Consider the following 17,250-nt stretch of genomic DNA (forward strand, 5'->3'; position numbering starts at 1 on the left):
TCAATTAGTAAGCTGCATCAAGTTTTTGCCCAGGTAAGAGCAATTTAGTATTAAAGCCATCGATATACCGAAATACCGAAAGATCATCAGCGGCAATGGCAGGTTTATTTCCTGAAATTAAATCAGCCAATAATTGTCCGGAGCCACATGCCATTGTCCAACCTAATGTGCCATGCCCCGTATTTAAAGATAAATTACGATAAGCCGTTGGCCCGACAATAGGCGTACCATCTGGTGTCATAGGTCTTAGTCCTGTCCAGAATGTGGCTTTCTCTATATCCCCCCCACCTTGATAGAGATCTTGTACAACCATTTTTAATGTTTCACAGCGTGATTTTAAAACATTCAAATTAAAACCGACGACTTCAGCCATTCCGCCGACACGAATTCGTTCATCAAAACGCGTCACTGCAATTTTATAGGTTTCATCTAGAATAGTTGATGTTGGTGCTCTTGAAGCATCAATAATCGGCATCGTGAGTGAATAACCTTTAAGCGGATAAACAGGAATGGCAACTTTATTTCTCAAAAATTCTGTTGAGTAAGAGCCCATTGCAACAACATAGTGATCTGCAGTGAGTAATCCATCGTGACATTGAACGCCCGCTACTTTATCACCATCGAATAACAAATGTTTGATTTCTTTATTAAATAAGAATGTCACACCGGCATCTTCTGCCATTTTAGCGAGCTTTTTCGTAAAAATTTGGCAATCACCTGTTTCATCGTTCGGCAAACGCAAACCACCCGTAAGTTTATGGCTCACATGCTCTAGTGCAGGCTCTGCTAATTTAAGTTGATCCGCCGTCAATAATTCGTAAGCAACACCTTCTTGTTTTAAGACTGCAATATCATTGGCTGCATTATCAAATTGTTTTTGATCACGGAAAAGTTGAAGAGTCCCGCCTTGGCGCCCTTCATACTCAATTCCTGTATCTTGACGCAACTGACGGATGCAATCACGGCTATATTCAGCAATACGCACCATGCGACTTTTATTCATAGTGTAATGTGATGCATCACAATTACGTAACATTTGCCACATCCAACGCAATTGGAAAAGTGAACCGTCCGGTTTAATGGCTAAGGGAGCATGCTTTTGAAACATCCATTTTATCGCTTTTATCGGAATGCCTGGTGCTCCCCAAGGAGTTGCATACCCTGGAGATATTTGACCAGCATTGCCAGCACTTGTTTCTTCTGCCGCACTACTTTGTCTATCAACAACAATGACTTCATGACCTTGTTGCACAAGATACCACGCACTGGTTACACCAATAACGCCGCCACCTAAGATAATTACTTTCATGGCAAGACTCCAATAATTTACATTGATATAACATAAGAATAATATTCCATACACAAAAAGCCAATATAGAATAATCATCTAGACTAATAAAAAAGCAAATTTTAGAGTTAAGTCACATTTAGCTATTATTAAGTAAGTAATTTTTAATAAGTATTATTAAATTAACAATTAAAATCAATACGATACGTTTTTATCGATAAATTATAAAAATATTGATAAATAAATTAATTTACTTTGAAGAGAATTTAATCTGTAAAGGATGGGAATATAAAATTTATAAAAACCTAAATACAAATCGAATTGTAGATTATAATTTTTTAATTAACTCACTTTGGTAACTCTTTTTACTAAAATTAACCTATTTAAAGCATTGCCTAAAAAATGAAACATTGTTCTTTTTAACCACATAAAAAAACCAGTATCACAACTCAATGAGGATACTGGTCTTTTCTATTCTGAAAAAACAGTAAAAATTAGCGTTTAACTTCTTCCAAATCACTTGGGAGTGGTGATTGTAAACTTTGCCAAATAATCCCACTGTCTTTACCATATTGACGAACACATTCCATTACATGTTCAACATCTTTTTGTTCACACAACGTGGCAAGTCTTTTATAGAATGCTAATGCAAGCTCTTTAGCTTGGATATTTGAAAAATAGTAACGGCCAACACGCGTATACAAACCTTTCAAACCATTTAAGATAAGACCATAAATCGGATTTCCTGAAGCGAAAGCTAAACCACGAAAAATGTTGTAATCCAACTCACTAAACTCATCAGCACTATTTTCTGTTGTTAGCTGATGATTTAAAACCTCGATACATTTTTCAGGGTTACTTCTGAATGCAGTACGGATAAAAATAGCTGAAATATTAGTTCGTACTGCTAATAAATTATCAATGAGTTGCGGTACTCGATCGTGATCGAGACGTGCCACGGTTTCAAGAATATTAAGGCCTGATGTTTCCCAGAAATTGTTTACTTTCGTTGGCTTTCCATGTTGAATCGTTAACCATCCATCACGAGCAAGGCGTTGTAATACTTCTCTTAATGTAGTTCTTGTTACACCTATTAATTCAGATAGTTCACGTTCTGCTGGTAAAATAGAACCAGGAGGAAAACGATTATTCCAGATGCTTTCAACAATATACTCTTCCGCAAAACCTGCGGGGCTTTGAGCCTTAATAACCATATTTTTATTTCTTCCGTAGCGATTTTTCTGCTAATAATGAAAAAGATAATATCAGAATGCGTAATTTTGATATAGCTCAACCATCATTAAATAGTGAGTGGCATCATAAAACCTGATGCAGTTTTATCAATTTATTATTACTAACACGCTTAATTTCACAGCAATTAACGCGTACTATGGTTAGATCGCGCATGATAGCGCTTAAAATCTCTGTTTGGAGGATGAGAAACCTAATGGATATGAGTATAAGACAAGCATTACTAAAGAACTTTATGGGAAATTCTCCCGATTGGTATAAGCTTGCTATTCTTACTTTTTTAATTATCAACCCACTGATTTTTTTCTTTGTTGACCCTTTTGTCGCCGGTTGGCTATTAGTTGTAGAATTTATTTTTACACTAGCTATGGCGTTAAAGTGTTACCCATTACAACCCGGAGGATTACTTGCCATTGAGGCCGTCATTATTGGAATGACTAGCCCAAAACAAATTGGTCATGAAATTGCCAACAACCTTGAAGTTATTTTACTTCTGGTCTTTATGGTTGCGGGTATTTATTTTATGAAACAATTATTGCTTTTTGCTTTTACCAAATTGCTTTTATCCATTCGTTCTAAACGAATATTGTCTATCGCCTTTTGCTTTGCAAGTGCATTTTTATCTGCCTTTTTAGATGCTTTAACCGTTATCGCTGTTGTGATCAGTGTTTCTCTCGGTTTTTACTCTATTTATCATAATTTTGCTTCTAACCAAGCAGGAACAGAGCTAAATAATGATGGATTTATTGATACCGCAGAGAAAAAACAAACATTAGAACAATTCCGTGCCTTTTTACGTAGCTTAATGATGCATGCTGGTGTAGGTACTGCATTAGGTGGCGTAATGACCATGGTAGGTGAACCCCAAAACCTGATTATTGCAAAACATTTAGAGTGGGATTTTGTGACCTTCTTTATTCGAATGTCACCTGTCACTATTCCTGTTTTCTTTGCAGGTCTTGCTGTGTGCTATTTAGTAGAGCGCTTTAAGCTTTTTGGTTATGGTGCTGAACTACCTGATTTAGTTCGTAAAGTTCTAACCGAGTATGATAAGAAAAACAGTAAAAAACGCACTTCTCAAGAAAAAGCACAACTGATGGTTCAAGCACTAATTGGGATCTGGTTAATTGTTGCTTTAGCATTTCATTTAGCAGAAGTCGGTATTATCGGTTTATCTGTTATCATTCTTGCAACAGCATTTTGTGGTATTACAGAAGAACATGCGCTCGGTAAAGCATTTGAAGAAGCATTACCGTTCACTGCATTATTGACAGTATTCTTTTCCATTGTCGCCGTCATTATTGACCAACAATTATTCGGTCCAATTATTCAGTTTGTTCTCCAAGCTTCAGAGTCCTCACAACTCTCACTCTTCTATCTATTTAATGGTCTATTGTCTGCCATTTCAGATAACGTGTTTGTCGGTACGGTTTATATCAGTGAAGCCTTAACGGCATTACAAGATGGACTAATTAGTCAATCACAATATGAACATATTGGTGTTGCTATTAATACAGGGACAAACTTACCTTCTGTCGCCACACCAAATGGCCAAGCTGCATTCTTATTTTTATTAACCTCCGCATTATCTCCACTTATCCGTTTATCCTATGGACGAATGGTGGTAATGGCACTGCCATATACTATCGTAATGACATTATTTGGTTTGCTGGCGGTTGAGTTCTGGCTTGTTCCTGCAACACATTGGTTTTATGAAATAGGCTTAGTGGCTATTCCATAACAATAATTCTACAGTTACACCACATAAATAGGACTTTTATCAAGTAAAAGTCCTATTTTTTTCATTAAAAAAAGGTTGAATGTAAATATTTGTGAAATAAAAGGTTTTAACTTTTTTTGCGCTTGATTTTTGGGCAAAATAGGCACTTATTTTACTATTTAAATGGACATTATTATGCTGACTGCTCTTCGTCACTGGTCACAACGCCGTTTTTCATGGCTATTGCTTGCATTAACTGCAATAGGCCTTGAAGGTGCCGCATTGTATTTTCAGTACGGAATGGAATTAATGCCTTGTGTGATGTGCGTCTATCAACGCATCGCAGTATTAGGAATATTAGTTGCCGCACTCATTGGTGCAAGCGCACCTAAAATGACACTCATGCGTATGGCAGGTAGTTTTTTATGGCTTTACTCAGCTTACCGGGGTATTGAACTGGCTTGGGAGCATACGCAACTTATTCTTAATCCATCACCTTTTGCAACATGTGATTTTTTTGTCACATTACCTTCTTGGTTTGCATTACAAAATTGGTTTCCTTCCATATTCCAAGCAACAGGTGACTGCTCTGTCAGCCAATGGCAATTCTTAACATTAGAAATGCCTCAGTGGATGCTGATTATTTTCTCTGCTTACTTTGTTGTGGGTTTATTGGTCTTAATGAGCCAAATCACAAGTTCTTTTAAATCAAAAGAATAAATAAATGGCCCTTAACGTTTTGCTAAGGGCCATTTATTGTTGAAAATAAGACTTAAGCTATAGTCTTATCCTGGGATACAAACACCGTCAATTAAAGCCTGTTCACTGCAACGCTTACCATTAGCAAACTGACACACGGGTGTCTGCCCACCATGTAACTCATAGTTTAAAGACGGTACTCCACCAGAAAAGACACACGTTGCTTTAGCCGATTCATCTAAAGGGACACTAAGGCTTGTCGTTGGCATTGCTCTGCTTTTATTCACTGTTTGTGTTGATGAGTATTGTGTCTGGGTTGAACTGTTGCATCCTGCAATAAAAGTAAAGCCAGCCACCATAAAGAGATAACACGTTGTTTTAAATTTTTTTTGCATCAAAGGCACCCTAATCTCTTCCTACTATACCTATTAATGTGAAGCACTTTTTGAGAGTAAGTTTATGACTAAAACACCAGCAATAATCAATCCCATGCCAATAATTGCCGGTAAATCAAGCTTCTGTTGATAGATAAAAACAGCCGCAACAGAAACTGACACTATCCCTAAACCACTCCATATTGCATAAGCAATACCCAATGGCATCACTTTTACCACTTGAGAAAGCGCCCAAAAAGAAAAACAATAACCGATAACGACAATAATTGATGGATATAATCGGCTAAAGCCCTCAGAAGCTTTTAGCATTGTTGTCGCAATCACTTCCGATATGATCGCCAATATTAGGTAAGTTAATCCATTCATTTTTTCGCCTTAATCTTATACAAAGTCAATTTTGTGAATTTTATCACAAGCCATATTGGGGATATTCATTTACAACAAATAAAAAAGGCACCTTTCATGTAAAATAGATGCCTTTCAAAGTGAAAATATTTATTTAGTGTTGGTGAAGCTGATTCTTTTTACGAGGCGCTCCTCCCATAGAAACGCGATAACGACTAAAAATGAAACCACACCAAATAACGGCGAGAATACTTAATATCGTGCCTGCATACCCCACATTTGGCATGCCCGCATGTAAAATAACTTGATTACCAATCAAAGCGCCTGCACCAATACCAATATTAAAAATACCGGAATAAATAGACATCGCAATATCTGTTGCATCTGGCGCTAAATCGATCACTTTAACTTGCATACCAAGACCAATGCACATAAAACCAATCCCCCAAAATATAATCAACACAATAAATGTCGTTAAATTTTGGCTACTTACCATCAATAAACTTAAGCAAGCAGTCAGTAAAATTAGAGCAAAAAATAAAAATGAAGTTGGCATCTTGGCACTGTAACGACTAAACAGCACACTACCGATAATGCCAGCGCCACCAAAAATAAGTAAAACTAACGTCGCAAAGTTTTGATCTAATTTTGCGATATCAATGACAAAAGGCTCGATATAACTATAAGCCGTAAAATGCGCCGTAACGGCAATGACCGTTAATAAGAAAATCCCCATTAATGGTCCACGTCTTAATAAGACAGGCACACTTTTTAATGATCCTGAATGCTCGCTCGGTAATAACGGCAAATAGCGCATTAGCGCAAACATAGTAATTAAAGCTAAAGCACCAATACCCATAAATGTTGCACGCCATCCTAACCATTGCCCAACAACTCGCCCAATAGGTAGACCAAGAACGGTCGCTAATGCAGTTCCTGTTGCTAATAAACCGAGTGCTTGTGCTCGTTTACCAGGAGGCGCCACTCTAATTGCCAATGAGGCAGTAATAGACCAAAAAACCGCATGAGAAAAAGCAACACCTATGCGCCCTGCTATCAGCGATTTAAAATTCCATGCAATACCTGACAAAATATGACTTAAAATAAAAAGAATAAATAAGATAATAAGTAACTTACGGCGTTCAACTTTACTTGTCATTATCATTAAGGGCAATGACATTAAGGCGACCACCCAAGCATATATTGTGATCATTAAACCTGTTTGAGCCGGGAGCATTCCAAAGCTTTCAGAAATATCACTTAACAGAGCAACAGGAACAAATTCTGTTGTATTAAAAACGAAAGCTGCAAACGACAATATTATAACCCTGATCCACGCTGTTTGGCGACTTACTTCGTTTATGTTTGGTGCTACGATATTCATAATTAGTCAATGTTTTCTTAAATAATATTGATGTATATATCATTACTTTATAATATAAGCTTCCATATGACTCGCTTTGTACACTTACCTTAAAAAGGTTTTACTTTATTGATAATAAAAAATGGCATAATACAAAAATGCATTTTGTTAAAAACAAAAAATAAACCAAATTATGACTAAACTTCATAGCTAAAGCGAATCAGCTATCAATTTTAGCATATTCATCTCATAACTTTAAATCCCTAACGCAACTTCTTTTTAACGTTAACATAATCTAAGCATAGTAAGATTACAGATATAAATAGCATATTCTCAGTCTACTTAGAATAATAAAAATAAACGATTATGAGTGAAAATCCACAGTATATTCATTGGATTATGATAAGAAATATTAATTTATTTATTAAAAACATTCTTATATTGGGATAAAAAACGAATAAAAACAGGAAGGATATATCAATTACTGGCTTAAATTATCAATAACTTGAATTGCTTGCTTACAAGCAATGTTTCTTGTAGATGATGTTGATTCATCAAAAGCATTTTTAATGGTAGAAATTTGCTCAACAGCTGAGCGAGGTAAAATTAAACTTCCATTAGAAAGCCCACTTTCAACCTCATTTAACTTCTGAGCTAATTGCTGACAACTACCATTATTCTCTTTTGACCTATAGACAGCCATAAATGTATCGCGCTTTGCCTCTACAGTAGAAATAGTTTCACTCATTTTTGATGATGAACTTTCAATTACTTCACGCCCTTCATTCCAAATTTCAGCCGTCGTTTCTTTAAAGACAGACACCATTAAAATTGCAATAAAAATAGCCAGCATGATTGTCAGTGATAAAAGCCCTCCTGCAATAATAAATACCTGTTTCATCTTTAACCCCGCATATTAGTTATCTCTGTTTTTAATATATATAGTTTAAATAAATCAGGTTCAATCTGGATTACGATTCTTTTTATTTTTTACATTTTATTACGGAGGTATACAGTTCTAATTATTCTTATTTTATTTTTATAAAAATAAGCACCTAGTCGTAGGTGCTATTAATCAATATATAAAATTATCTTGATAAAAATCATTTTTTAGAGCAACACGCAATATAATTTAAATTATGGCGATTTTCTCTAAAAAAACGAAACATAGATAAAAATCGTTGCCTATTTTGTTTGTTCTTCAACCCATTTTTAATTATTTTTGCTGTTCTAAATAACCCTTCATCATGAATTAAACCTATAGGTGACATTAAGCTCATATTGCCTGATTTTATTTTTACTTCTAAAAATCCAGTAGTAATAAACAAGTCATGCCATTCTTGCTTAAACATAGGAGCTACGTTCGATTTTACTACCCCAATTAAATCGTCTTTATCTACATCATTATTTATTTTCATAATATCATGTGTTAATAACAGGCCACCCGGTTTTAAAACACGATAATACTCTTTTACTAATTTAGCTTTGGCTTTATCCGCATACATTGTCAACATGGCCTCATTTAAAACCACATCAAAACTATTGTCAGGAAAAGGGAGAGATAATGCATTGGCTTTTGTTAACTGAATTAAATGTGATAACTGTGCACTCTCAACATTATGTTGTGCATTAGCTAACGCTTTTTCATCCATATCAACAGCAATAATATGACAACTATATTTTTGTGCAATTTCGATTGACGTTGTCGCCATATTGCAAGCAATCTCTAAAACTTGGCTTGAAGAGGTAAAATGCCCATTATTAATTAACCAATCAGATGCCTCAACACCACCTGGCCTTAAGCGCGTTTTCCCTAAACTGGCTAAAAAAGTATGTCCTGCTTTTGGCTGTTCTTGAGATAAAGTTTGTGTTGTTGTTTGAGTTTCCATATCGCCACCTATAAAGTTGCATCAATAATACAACTTTATAGTAAAAAACATTTGATGGGAATAGTTATCATTACTTTTTCTATTTTTATAAAGAAAATCTTAAAGTACACAACAAATAAATTTTAAATTTTGCTATAAAACTAATTAAGATAGAATGACTTAATCAAAACACTCTGCAATTATGTCATTAAAAGTAAAGAATATTAAACTTTAGATAACAACATTGACCTTCCCCTAAGGGGAATCTTTAAAGTAATAACAATTTCACAATAAATCCAAGGAAACTGTTATGAAAAAAATTTTACCTGCTGCGGTTATTTTAATGAGTACTATCTCTTTTGGTGCAATGGCAAACAATACACATATGAACATGAATATGGATACATCGCATAATAGTTCACCAATGCAGAAAGAACTCAATGATTCCATGAATAAAATGCATGCTGATATGGCAAAAGGAATGAACACTGATAATGCAGATGTTGCTTTTGCTGATGGAATGATTGCCCACCATTTAGGCGCTATTGATATGGCTAAAATTGAATTGAAATACGGTACAGATCCTGAAATGCGCAAGCTAGCTCAAGCCATTATTGATGCTCAAGGGCCAGAAATTGAACAAATGCAAAAATGGTTAGAAAAAAATAAAGCTCATCAACAATAGATTGATATCGGCTGTGATTTTTTGTAGCACAGCCTATCTCATTTTTAATATTTCCTGCAAAATTTCTTATCCAAGATAAATCAATTAATTGTCTAATATTCGTCTCATACATTATAATTTTATTACTAAAGTAATATTTTCCTTTTCCCCAGTATGGAGTCTGCATGAATAATAGAGAAAACATGGCGTTATTAAACCAAAAACTTGCCATGCTAATTGCAAAATGGACTCACAATACGCATTATTTTGATACTCAAATCCCAGGATTGGCATTAACACACTGGCGTTCTCCCACACCTATTACCAGTCATACACATAAATCAGGCATATGCTTAATTGCTCAAGGTGAAAAAAGAGTAATTTTAGGAGAAGAAAGCTTTATTTATGACGCCAACCATTTTTTAATTTCTTCCATTGAACTTCCTGTTATGGCGAATATTATGAAAGCCAGCAAGGATAAGCCTTTTTTAGGGCTAGTTATGGAATTAGATCTACAAGAAATATCTCAACTGATCGTCGATAGTGGGTTAATATTTAATTTAAACTCAAATGCTCAAAAAGGAATTGCCGTCGGTGAATTATCAGAACCTTTATTAAATGCATTTATTCGATTGCTTACACTTCTTGATGAGCCTGATAGTATTAAAATTCTTGCTCCAGGCATAAAACGTGAGATTTTTTATCGCTTGCTGATCACTGAGCAAGGTGAGCGTTTAAATCAAATCGTTACAGCGGGTAGTCATAGCCATCAAATATCAAAAGCGGTTGATTGGTTAAAAAACAACTTTATAAAGCCAATTAATATCAATGAATTAGCCTCATGCACTGGAATGAGTAAATCTGCTTTCTATACTCATTTTCGGACAATGACATCAATGACACCACTTCAATTTCAGAAAAAACTTCGCCTCAATGAAGCTCGCCGATTAATGTTAACTGAAAACTTAGGTGCAATAACAACCACTTTTCGTGTTGGCTATGAAAGCCCTTCTCAATTCAGTCGTGAATATAGTCGATTATTTGGATCGCCTCCAGCAACCGATATTAAGATGCTCAAAGAATCTAACAATATTTGAATACAACCGCTTTTTATAAATCCAATCGTTTTATCTTTTTTACCTATTTATATTATTTATTATCACTTTGTTATCTTTTGGAAAATTAGGCAAGAGACTAAGAAGATCGGACATTCATATCTCAATGCAGAAGCGATAGCATCTCTATTAAACAAAAATAGACCAATATTTCTTGAAGTTAAAAGAACAAACTATACTTCAATGAGATAGCTATCAAATTAATATTGCAATAGGATATCAAAATGCAACTCGATTTTACTTACTACAACCCGACAACTATTCATTTTGGTAAGAACTCTCTTGCTAAATTAAATGATGAATTATCACATTATGGCGAAACCATCATGCTGATGTACGGTCGTAATGCAATCAAATCTAATGGCCTTTATGATGAAGTGATGGCAATACTCAAACATGCAGGAAAAAAAGTGGTTGAGTTATCAGGTGTGATGCCTAATCCAACTTATGCAAAAATGATGGAAGGTGCTCAATTAGTTCGTGAGCATAACGTCAGCTTAATTTTAGCTGTTGGTGGCGGTTCTGTTATTGATTGTGCCAAAGGGATCTCTGTTTCTGCTTATTGTGAAAATGAAGATCCTTTCCAAAAGTACTGGGTTGAATATCAAGAAATTGCAAATAAAATTATTCCTGTTGCTTCAATTCTTACTATGGTAGGCACTGGCTCCGAAATGAATGGCGGTTCTGTTATTACGCATGAAAAAACAAAATATAAAATTGGCCGTGTATTTCCTGCCAATGTATTTCCTAAGTTTTCAATCTTAAATCCAGAATATACCTTTACGGTTTCTCAATATCAGATGGTGAGTGGTGTATATGACACAATGTCTCATCTGATGGAACAATACTTTTCTGATCAAGGTGCAAATACAACCGATTATTTAATTGAAAGTTTATTAAAATCTTCTATTGATAATTTACGTATTGCGCTTAAAAAGCCGTCTGATTATGAAGCAAGAAGCAATCTGATGTGGAATGCAACTCTGGCACTAAACACACTGACGGGGCTATCAAAAACGCAAGATTGGCAAGTCCATATGATTGAACATCAATTGGGGGCTTATACCGATTGTGCTCATGGAATGGGACTTGCTGCAATTTCTCTGCCTTATTATCGTTTTATCTATAAATTCGGTATTGAAAAATTCGTACGCTTTGCCACCCAGGTATGGGGAGTATCTACAGAAGGTAAAACGCAAGACCAAATTGCACTTGAAGGTATTGATGCACTTGAAAGTTTCACAAAAGAGTGCGGAATGGTAACTTCGTTAGAAGCACTAGGTGCAACAAAAGAGATGCTCCCAAGTATTGCTCAATCCACAACAATTATTGGCAAGGGTTATAAAAAGCTAACAACTGAAGATGTTCTCGATATTTTAGAAGCGTGTTTCTAATTATCTATCAATACCCTTGTCAGCATCAGCTTAGCCACTAAAATAAATTTCATATTTAGGCATGTAATAAATACGATGATTATCTAAGAAATAGTCATCGTATTATCAATAGCTCAACATTTGAACTTATCCACCTCTTATTTTCTCTTCAAAAAGCAGATTAATTCTCTGATAAAGATGCCTCTACATATCGAATAGCCTATAATCATAAATATATAATATGATTACTGCTGAAGTTATACTTTTCAGCAATGAATTTCTCTCATTCGAATATACATAAATCTAACTATGCCTAAAATATTAATAATACAAAGAGATAACATTGGTGATTTAATACTTACAACACCATTAATTGATTCTCTTGCCCATGAATATAATACGAAAATAGATCTACTCGTAAACTCTTACAATCAAGCGATTCTAGAAGGTAACCCTTCTGTCGGAAATATCCATGTTTACAGCAAGTTACATCATAAAAAATCAGGCCAATCATCTTTAAAACTTATTCTTAGTCGCTTGAAAATTATTCTTGATATGCGTCGTCAACATTATGACGTTGCCATTATTGCTCGTGATCATTGGGCCAAAAGAGCATTGCAATGGGCAAAATTATCAGGTGCTAAGCGTATTGTCGCTATTGGCAATGACACACCTTCAGCAGTGACAGATCCAATTCCAACACCGTCTAATAGAGGTCATATCGCTGAGTTGTTCTGTCAACTAAGCCATCCTCTTGGAATAGAGAAAAAAGCAGGTCCTTTAAAGTTGTACGTCAAAGATGAAGAGATCGCTACAATTCGCCAACGTATTAAAATAACTGAAAATATTCCTATTTATGGCTTACAAATTAGTTCACGCAAGCCACAACAACGTTGGCAAGCAGAAAAATTTATCGCGTTAGCGCACCAATTAACACAACGCGAAAAATGTCATATTCTTCTCTTTTGGTCGCCAGGCAGGAGCGATAATAAACTGCACCCTGGTGATGACGAAAAAGCACAATTTATTCTCGAACAGTGCAAAAATATTCCTATCACACCAGTGCCTACACAAAACCTTAGAGAATTAATGGCCGGTATGTCTTTATGTGATCAAATGCTAACTAGTGATGGGGGAGCATTACATATTTCAGTAGGTGTTGGTGTACCAACAGTAGCTATGTTTGGTAATAGTGATGCTGATTTTTGGGGACCGTGGCATATTGCGAATGAAGTACTAAAAGCACCTGAAAATAATGTAGAGCTTCTTACGGTAGACGACGTATTTACTCGTTTTATTACACTAAGAAATAGAATTATTGCCTTAGACACAAAAAGTTAATCGGCGATCACTTAGACAAAACAATATCAAATATAAATCACCTTTATTGCCACAACTGATAAGGTGATTTTTTATTTTACACACTATCATGATTAGACGTAAGATATTTGAAATAGAAACGCGCGATAAATTCGGGGATATAGAAAGACAGGTTACTGTCACTAATTTTCAGTATGTGTAAGAAACATTTACTCACCAATTTTATTGTCGGACACCCTAGGTTCATTATGGGGACGTCTTAACCCTGTTCTGACAATCTGAACCGCAGAAACACGTAAATCTCAGAGCTTGCCATGCTTTCGTACTTAACCCCGGTGATAGTCATATCGATTGGTGTATTGTACGACCGCCTCTTTCAGTTTTCACCTAGTGTAATGAAACGATTTCGCATGGGAATATGCCCAGATATCAGGCGGTCAGCGCGTTTGTGATGTGACAATTTTGATGATATCACCATTAATGACGAGGACGCCCATTTCAGCCACGGTATTCATTGCCGCAACCATCAGGTTACCAATGGTCAGGGGATACAGATTACTGGTATACACATCCTGCTTGGTGTACGGCTGATGCCCGGTTTTGATGGTCATCTTTTCGCGTATCATCTGAATACCAGAAGCATTAATGGCCTCACCGGCTTTTTTACCTGCCCGGTCAAACTTAAAGGTAATAAAGTCCTCCAGGTCATTATCCAGCGGGCAAAGTTGCACCATCTCACAGCGTTGCACTAGCACTACTTCACGTACCGACGGGTTATGTTCACTGGGTTTATCCCGCAACGCCTGCTGCCCCCATTAAGATGATGGACAGCAGATGTTTAACGCCGAGTTTCATTTCTGAAAAGCGTTTCAGGTGTTTCAGTGTCGTCAGTGGCAGTGAATGCGCTCATCAAATCCAGAGTGCTTATCAAGCATGCTTGGTTATCAGCACTCTGAGGTGGTAAAAATAGTAGGTAGCAATACCCAAATAGGCAACCAGTTGATATCTTAAGTGACAAAAATAGTATCACGAACCTATTCACCCTGAGTAATGTCTTTTCAATAAATAAACCGGAATACCTGAAAATAAAATTAAAGACAGACCATAAACAGCAACTATAGAATAAGATAAACCTTCCTGAGCATGCCAAATCTCAATGGCGATTGTTGACATACCCGCAGGTGATAAAATAAGAGTTGCAGTTAATTCTTTCATCATTTGCAAAAAGCACAGTGCCAGCCCGGCAATGACTCCAGGACGGACTGAGGGTAAAATAACCCGCATTAATAAAGTGGCTCTTTTTTGCCCTAAAGAATCAGAAACTTCTTCAATATGGTAAGGAAGTTGCTCCACAGCAGAGCGCAGTGTTGTCTGGGCTAATGGCAGATAAAGCATCAAATAGGCCGGAATTAACACATAATAGGTCTGATAGAAAATACCTGCATATAAGACCGTGTATCGTGCAATAGCCAAACCAACAACAATCGATGGAATTGCGTGTAAAATAAAAGGTAAGCGCTCCAGCCACCGGGAGAGAAAACTCGAATAACGAACAGAAAACCAGACTAAAGGGGACGCAACCAATACTGTTATTGCCGCAGAAATTAACGAAATAAATATCGTATCGGCAATGACGTTAAAATAGGTTTTCCAGGAAAAATACTCACTATGAATGGCCGTTCCTTCATAAATCCACTGACATAACACAATGACAGGTACAACAACACCTAAAATAAAAATTAAAGAAACAAATCCAATGACAAACCACTCTCCATAACCTAAATAAATAAGTTTTGGTGGGTGAACAACCCCCTTACCTGAACGAACCCGATTTGCCTGTCCTCGGATTTTTAATTCAAAACCAATAATGCATAAACATAAAAGCACCAAGACAAAACAGAGTACCGCAGCCGTCTGAGTATTATAATAAGCCTCAAATTCTGCAAAAATAGCGGTACTGAAAGTATCATAACCCATAATCGCAATAACACCGAATTCAATCAGTAAATGCAAAGCAATCAGAAGAACAGCACTGCCTATTGCGGGTTTTAATTGCGGTAACAGGACATGAAGAAAAGTATAAAACCGGGAACGCCCTAATGAATAACTCACTTCCTCCCACGTTGAGTCAATGCGTTTTAATGCAGCTGATATAGGTAAAAATGCTAATGGAAAAGACACGAGCGTCATTACAAGGCTTGCCCCTAAAAAGCCTGAAAAAATGCGTGTATTAAGGCTAAACCAGGTGAAGCCACTGACAATACCCGGGATACAAAGAGGTAAACTAATTAATACACTGAGTAAGTTCTTTCCTCTTACCTGACAACGTTCAAGTAAAAATGCACATAGTCCCCCTAATAACACACTTATCAATGTCACTGTAAAACACAAAAGTAACGTATTTCGTAAAAGTAAAAATGTTTCTGCACGAAAAATAAGGTGATAAGTCTGATGAATATCTAACGTTATTCCATACTGTAAAATATAGAGAATGGGTAATAACATTGGTAATGTAATAATCACAATAACAACCGCCAGAAGTAACGGCGGTTGTTTTGTTTTTCTGGTATGAAAAAACACACCAGCTCCTTTTATCTCATTGAAAAAATAATTTTTCTGATTAATTGTATTACTGGATCCCAGCCTCTTTTATTAACGCTTTTGCCTCATCACTTTCTTCCTTAGTTGTAAATGACGTTTTAGGCGGATCCAGGCTATCAAGTTTCACTAAGTAGCTCACTGGCGATACTGCCTGAGTATTGGCCGGCCACTCTGCCGAATTTTGGACATACAGTTCCTGTCCTGCCTTGCTCGTTAAGAAAGTGATAAACTGTTGTGCTTCCGATTGATGTTGTGATGAACGTAATATTCCGGCAGCAGAAAAACTTAATGCTGAATCTGCATCGCCATTACGCATGTAGTAAATTTTTGCCTTAACATTGTCTGCACCGCCTTTTTCTTTATAAAGACGGTATAAATAGTATTGGTTGATCATTGCAACATCCAAATCACCCTGATCGATTTTCTTTAACGCAGCCATATGCCCTTTGATTGATTGACCATTTTCTTTCATCGCAGCTAAAAACGCTTTTGTCGCCTCTAATCCATGTAATTTTTTATAAACGGCTATTTGATCAACAAGCGCACCTGATCCCGGGTGATAAGAAAAACGATTTTTCCACGCAGGATCATTTACCATTTTTGTCCATGTTTTAGGAATGTCACTTTCTTTAACTTTATCCGGATTATAGGCCAAAACACGGCTACGAACGCCAATGGGAACAAAATCCTGTTTCGATGCGGAAGGGATAGTCTCAGAATTCACATTGGTTAACGCATCGGCATTAATGGGTACTAATAATTTTTCAGCACTTAATGACAGGAAAGGTCCTGTACTTTCCGCAACAAAAATATCTGCCGGGGATTTATCCTGTTCTTCCTTCAGTAAACCGGCAAGTTCGGAAGACTTACCGTATTTTAACTTAACCGGGATCCCTGTTTTTTGTGTAAATTCCGCAGCAACCTGTTCTATTCCGCCATCCTTATGTTGCCCATTATAAATTAACAAGTCAGCCTGAGCGATTTCTGAAAATAAAACACCACTGAGTGTAAGTGATGAAATAAGCAGCTGATACCTTTTTTTCATTTATTAGCCTCATGTATCGATTTGTAAACCAAAATACTTTATCATAATGAGAATGGGAATGAGAATATAAATTATTTACTTTATGAGTGGGCGTACCTCTCATCTTTTTTCTGATTTAATAAATAAGCCCATAGACTTTATCGCTAAACAGAGAATGAAATATGACTGAGGAGCGGTGATTAACTATTCTAGAATATTTAAAA

At 36.1% G+C, this 17,250-nt stretch carries 16 protein-coding genes; 6 read left to right on the forward strand and 10 right to left on the reverse strand.

Annotation, left to right across the window (positions count from 1 at the left end):
* Positions 1-4: 4 nt before the first annotated feature.
* Together GWJ05_RS15050 and fadR are read right to left on the reverse strand one after the other, a co-directional pair.
* Positions 5-1,309 (reverse strand): D-amino acid dehydrogenase, encoded by a 1,305-nt coding sequence (locus GWJ05_RS15050; protein ID WP_036936333.1) that lies wholly within the window; start codon positions 1,307-1,309, stop codon positions 5-7.
* 473 nt (positions 1,310-1,782) lie between these two features.
* The gene (fadR, locus tag GWJ05_RS15055; RefSeq protein ID WP_036936331.1) at positions 1,783-2,502 is read right to left on the reverse strand and encodes a fatty acid metabolism transcriptional regulator FadR; all 720 of its coding nucleotides are present in this window, start codon (positions 2,500-2,502) and stop codon (positions 1,783-1,785) included.
* A 233-nt stretch (positions 2,503-2,735) separates the two neighbouring features.
* Here fadR and nhaB point away from each other — a divergent pair, with 233 nt between their 5' ends.
* Positions 2,736-4,280 (forward strand): sodium/proton antiporter NhaB, encoded by a 1,545-nt coding sequence (gene nhaB / locus GWJ05_RS15060; protein WP_036936329.1) that lies wholly within the window; start codon positions 2,736-2,738, stop codon positions 4,278-4,280.
* A gap of 174 nt (positions 4,281-4,454) precedes the next feature.
* Positions 4,455-4,979 (forward strand): disulfide bond formation protein DsbB, encoded by a 525-nt coding sequence (gene dsbB / locus GWJ05_RS15065; protein WP_103004690.1) that lies wholly within the window; start codon positions 4,455-4,457, stop codon positions 4,977-4,979.
* Positions 4,980-5,044: 65 nt separating this feature from the next.
* On the opposite strand, the gene GWJ05_RS15070 is transcribed toward dsbB, so the two are convergent.
* The 5 genes from GWJ05_RS15070 to GWJ05_RS15090 all read right to left on the reverse strand — a co-directional run bounded on the left by GWJ05_RS15070 (position 5,045) and on the right by GWJ05_RS15090 (position 8,950).
* Positions 5,045-5,353: a putative hemolysin gene (locus tag GWJ05_RS15070; protein WP_036936325.1), complete on the reverse strand. Its 309-nt coding sequence runs from the start codon at positions 5,351-5,353 to the stop codon at positions 5,045-5,047.
* A gap of 33 nt (positions 5,354-5,386) precedes the next feature.
* A complete protein-coding gene (locus GWJ05_RS15075) occupies positions 5,387-5,719 on the reverse strand; it encodes an SMR family transporter (protein WP_036936322.1) in 333 nt (110 codons plus the stop codon).
* Positions 5,720-5,852: 133 nt separating this feature from the next.
* The gene (locus GWJ05_RS15080; protein ID WP_036936320.1) at positions 5,853-7,082 is read right to left on the reverse strand and encodes a sugar transporter; all 1,230 of its coding nucleotides are present in this window, start codon (positions 7,080-7,082) and stop codon (positions 5,853-5,855) included.
* 460 nt (positions 7,083-7,542) lie between these two features.
* Entirely contained in the window at positions 7,543-7,962 is a 420-nt protein-coding gene (locus GWJ05_RS15085; RefSeq protein WP_036936317.1) for a hypothetical protein, read from the reverse strand.
* Between the two features lie 202 nt (positions 7,963-8,164).
* On the reverse strand, positions 8,165-8,950 hold the full coding sequence (locus GWJ05_RS15090; protein WP_161681476.1) for a class I SAM-dependent methyltransferase: 786 nt from the start codon (positions 8,948-8,950) through the stop codon (positions 8,165-8,167).
* Between the two features lie 289 nt (positions 8,951-9,239).
* Here GWJ05_RS15090 and copM point away from each other — a divergent pair, with 289 nt between their 5' ends.
* The 4 genes from copM to GWJ05_RS15110 all read left to right on the forward strand — a co-directional run bounded on the left by copM (position 9,240) and on the right by GWJ05_RS15110 (position 13,422).
* The gene (gene copM / locus GWJ05_RS15095; RefSeq protein WP_087802273.1) at positions 9,240-9,614 is read left to right on the forward strand and encodes a CopM family metallochaperone; all 375 of its coding nucleotides are present in this window, start codon (positions 9,240-9,242) and stop codon (positions 9,612-9,614) included.
* A gap of 164 nt (positions 9,615-9,778) precedes the next feature.
* Complete coding sequence (locus GWJ05_RS15100; RefSeq protein WP_036936309.1) at positions 9,779-10,690, forward strand: AraC family transcriptional regulator; 912 nt, start codon at positions 9,779-9,781, stop codon at positions 10,688-10,690.
* A 242-nt stretch (positions 10,691-10,932) separates the two neighbouring features.
* Positions 10,933-12,102, forward strand: coding sequence for an iron-containing alcohol dehydrogenase (locus tag GWJ05_RS15105; RefSeq protein ID WP_036936307.1), 1,170 nt, complete (start codon positions 10,933-10,935; stop codon positions 12,100-12,102).
* 288 nt (positions 12,103-12,390) lie between these two features.
* Positions 12,391-13,422 carry a glycosyltransferase family 9 protein gene (locus tag GWJ05_RS15110; protein WP_036936306.1) on the forward strand — a complete coding sequence of 344 codons (1,032 nt, stop codon included), beginning with the start codon at positions 12,391-12,393 and terminating at the stop codon, positions 13,420-13,422.
* 416 nt (positions 13,423-13,838) lie between these two features.
* Here GWJ05_RS15110 and GWJ05_RS15115 read toward each other — a convergent pair whose 3' ends face one another.
* From GWJ05_RS15115 to GWJ05_RS15125, 3 genes are all read right to left on the reverse strand, one after another.
* A complete protein-coding gene (locus GWJ05_RS15115; protein WP_087802271.1) occupies positions 13,839-14,201 on the reverse strand; it encodes a hypothetical protein in 363 nt (120 codons plus the stop codon).
* Between the two features lie 238 nt (positions 14,202-14,439).
* Complete coding sequence (locus GWJ05_RS15120) at positions 14,440-15,981, reverse strand: ABC transporter permease (protein ID WP_036936302.1); 1,542 nt, start codon at positions 15,979-15,981, stop codon at positions 14,440-14,442.
* 49 nt (positions 15,982-16,030) lie between these two features.
* Entirely contained in the window at positions 16,031-17,047 is a 1,017-nt protein-coding gene (locus tag GWJ05_RS15125) for an extracellular solute-binding protein (protein ID WP_052038488.1), read from the reverse strand.
* Positions 17,048-17,250: the final 203 nt, after the last annotated feature.

It is taken from the genome of Proteus sp. G2626, assembly GCF_009915985.1.
Lineage (GTDB): Bacteria > Pseudomonadota > Gammaproteobacteria > Enterobacterales > Enterobacteriaceae > Proteus > Proteus vulgaris.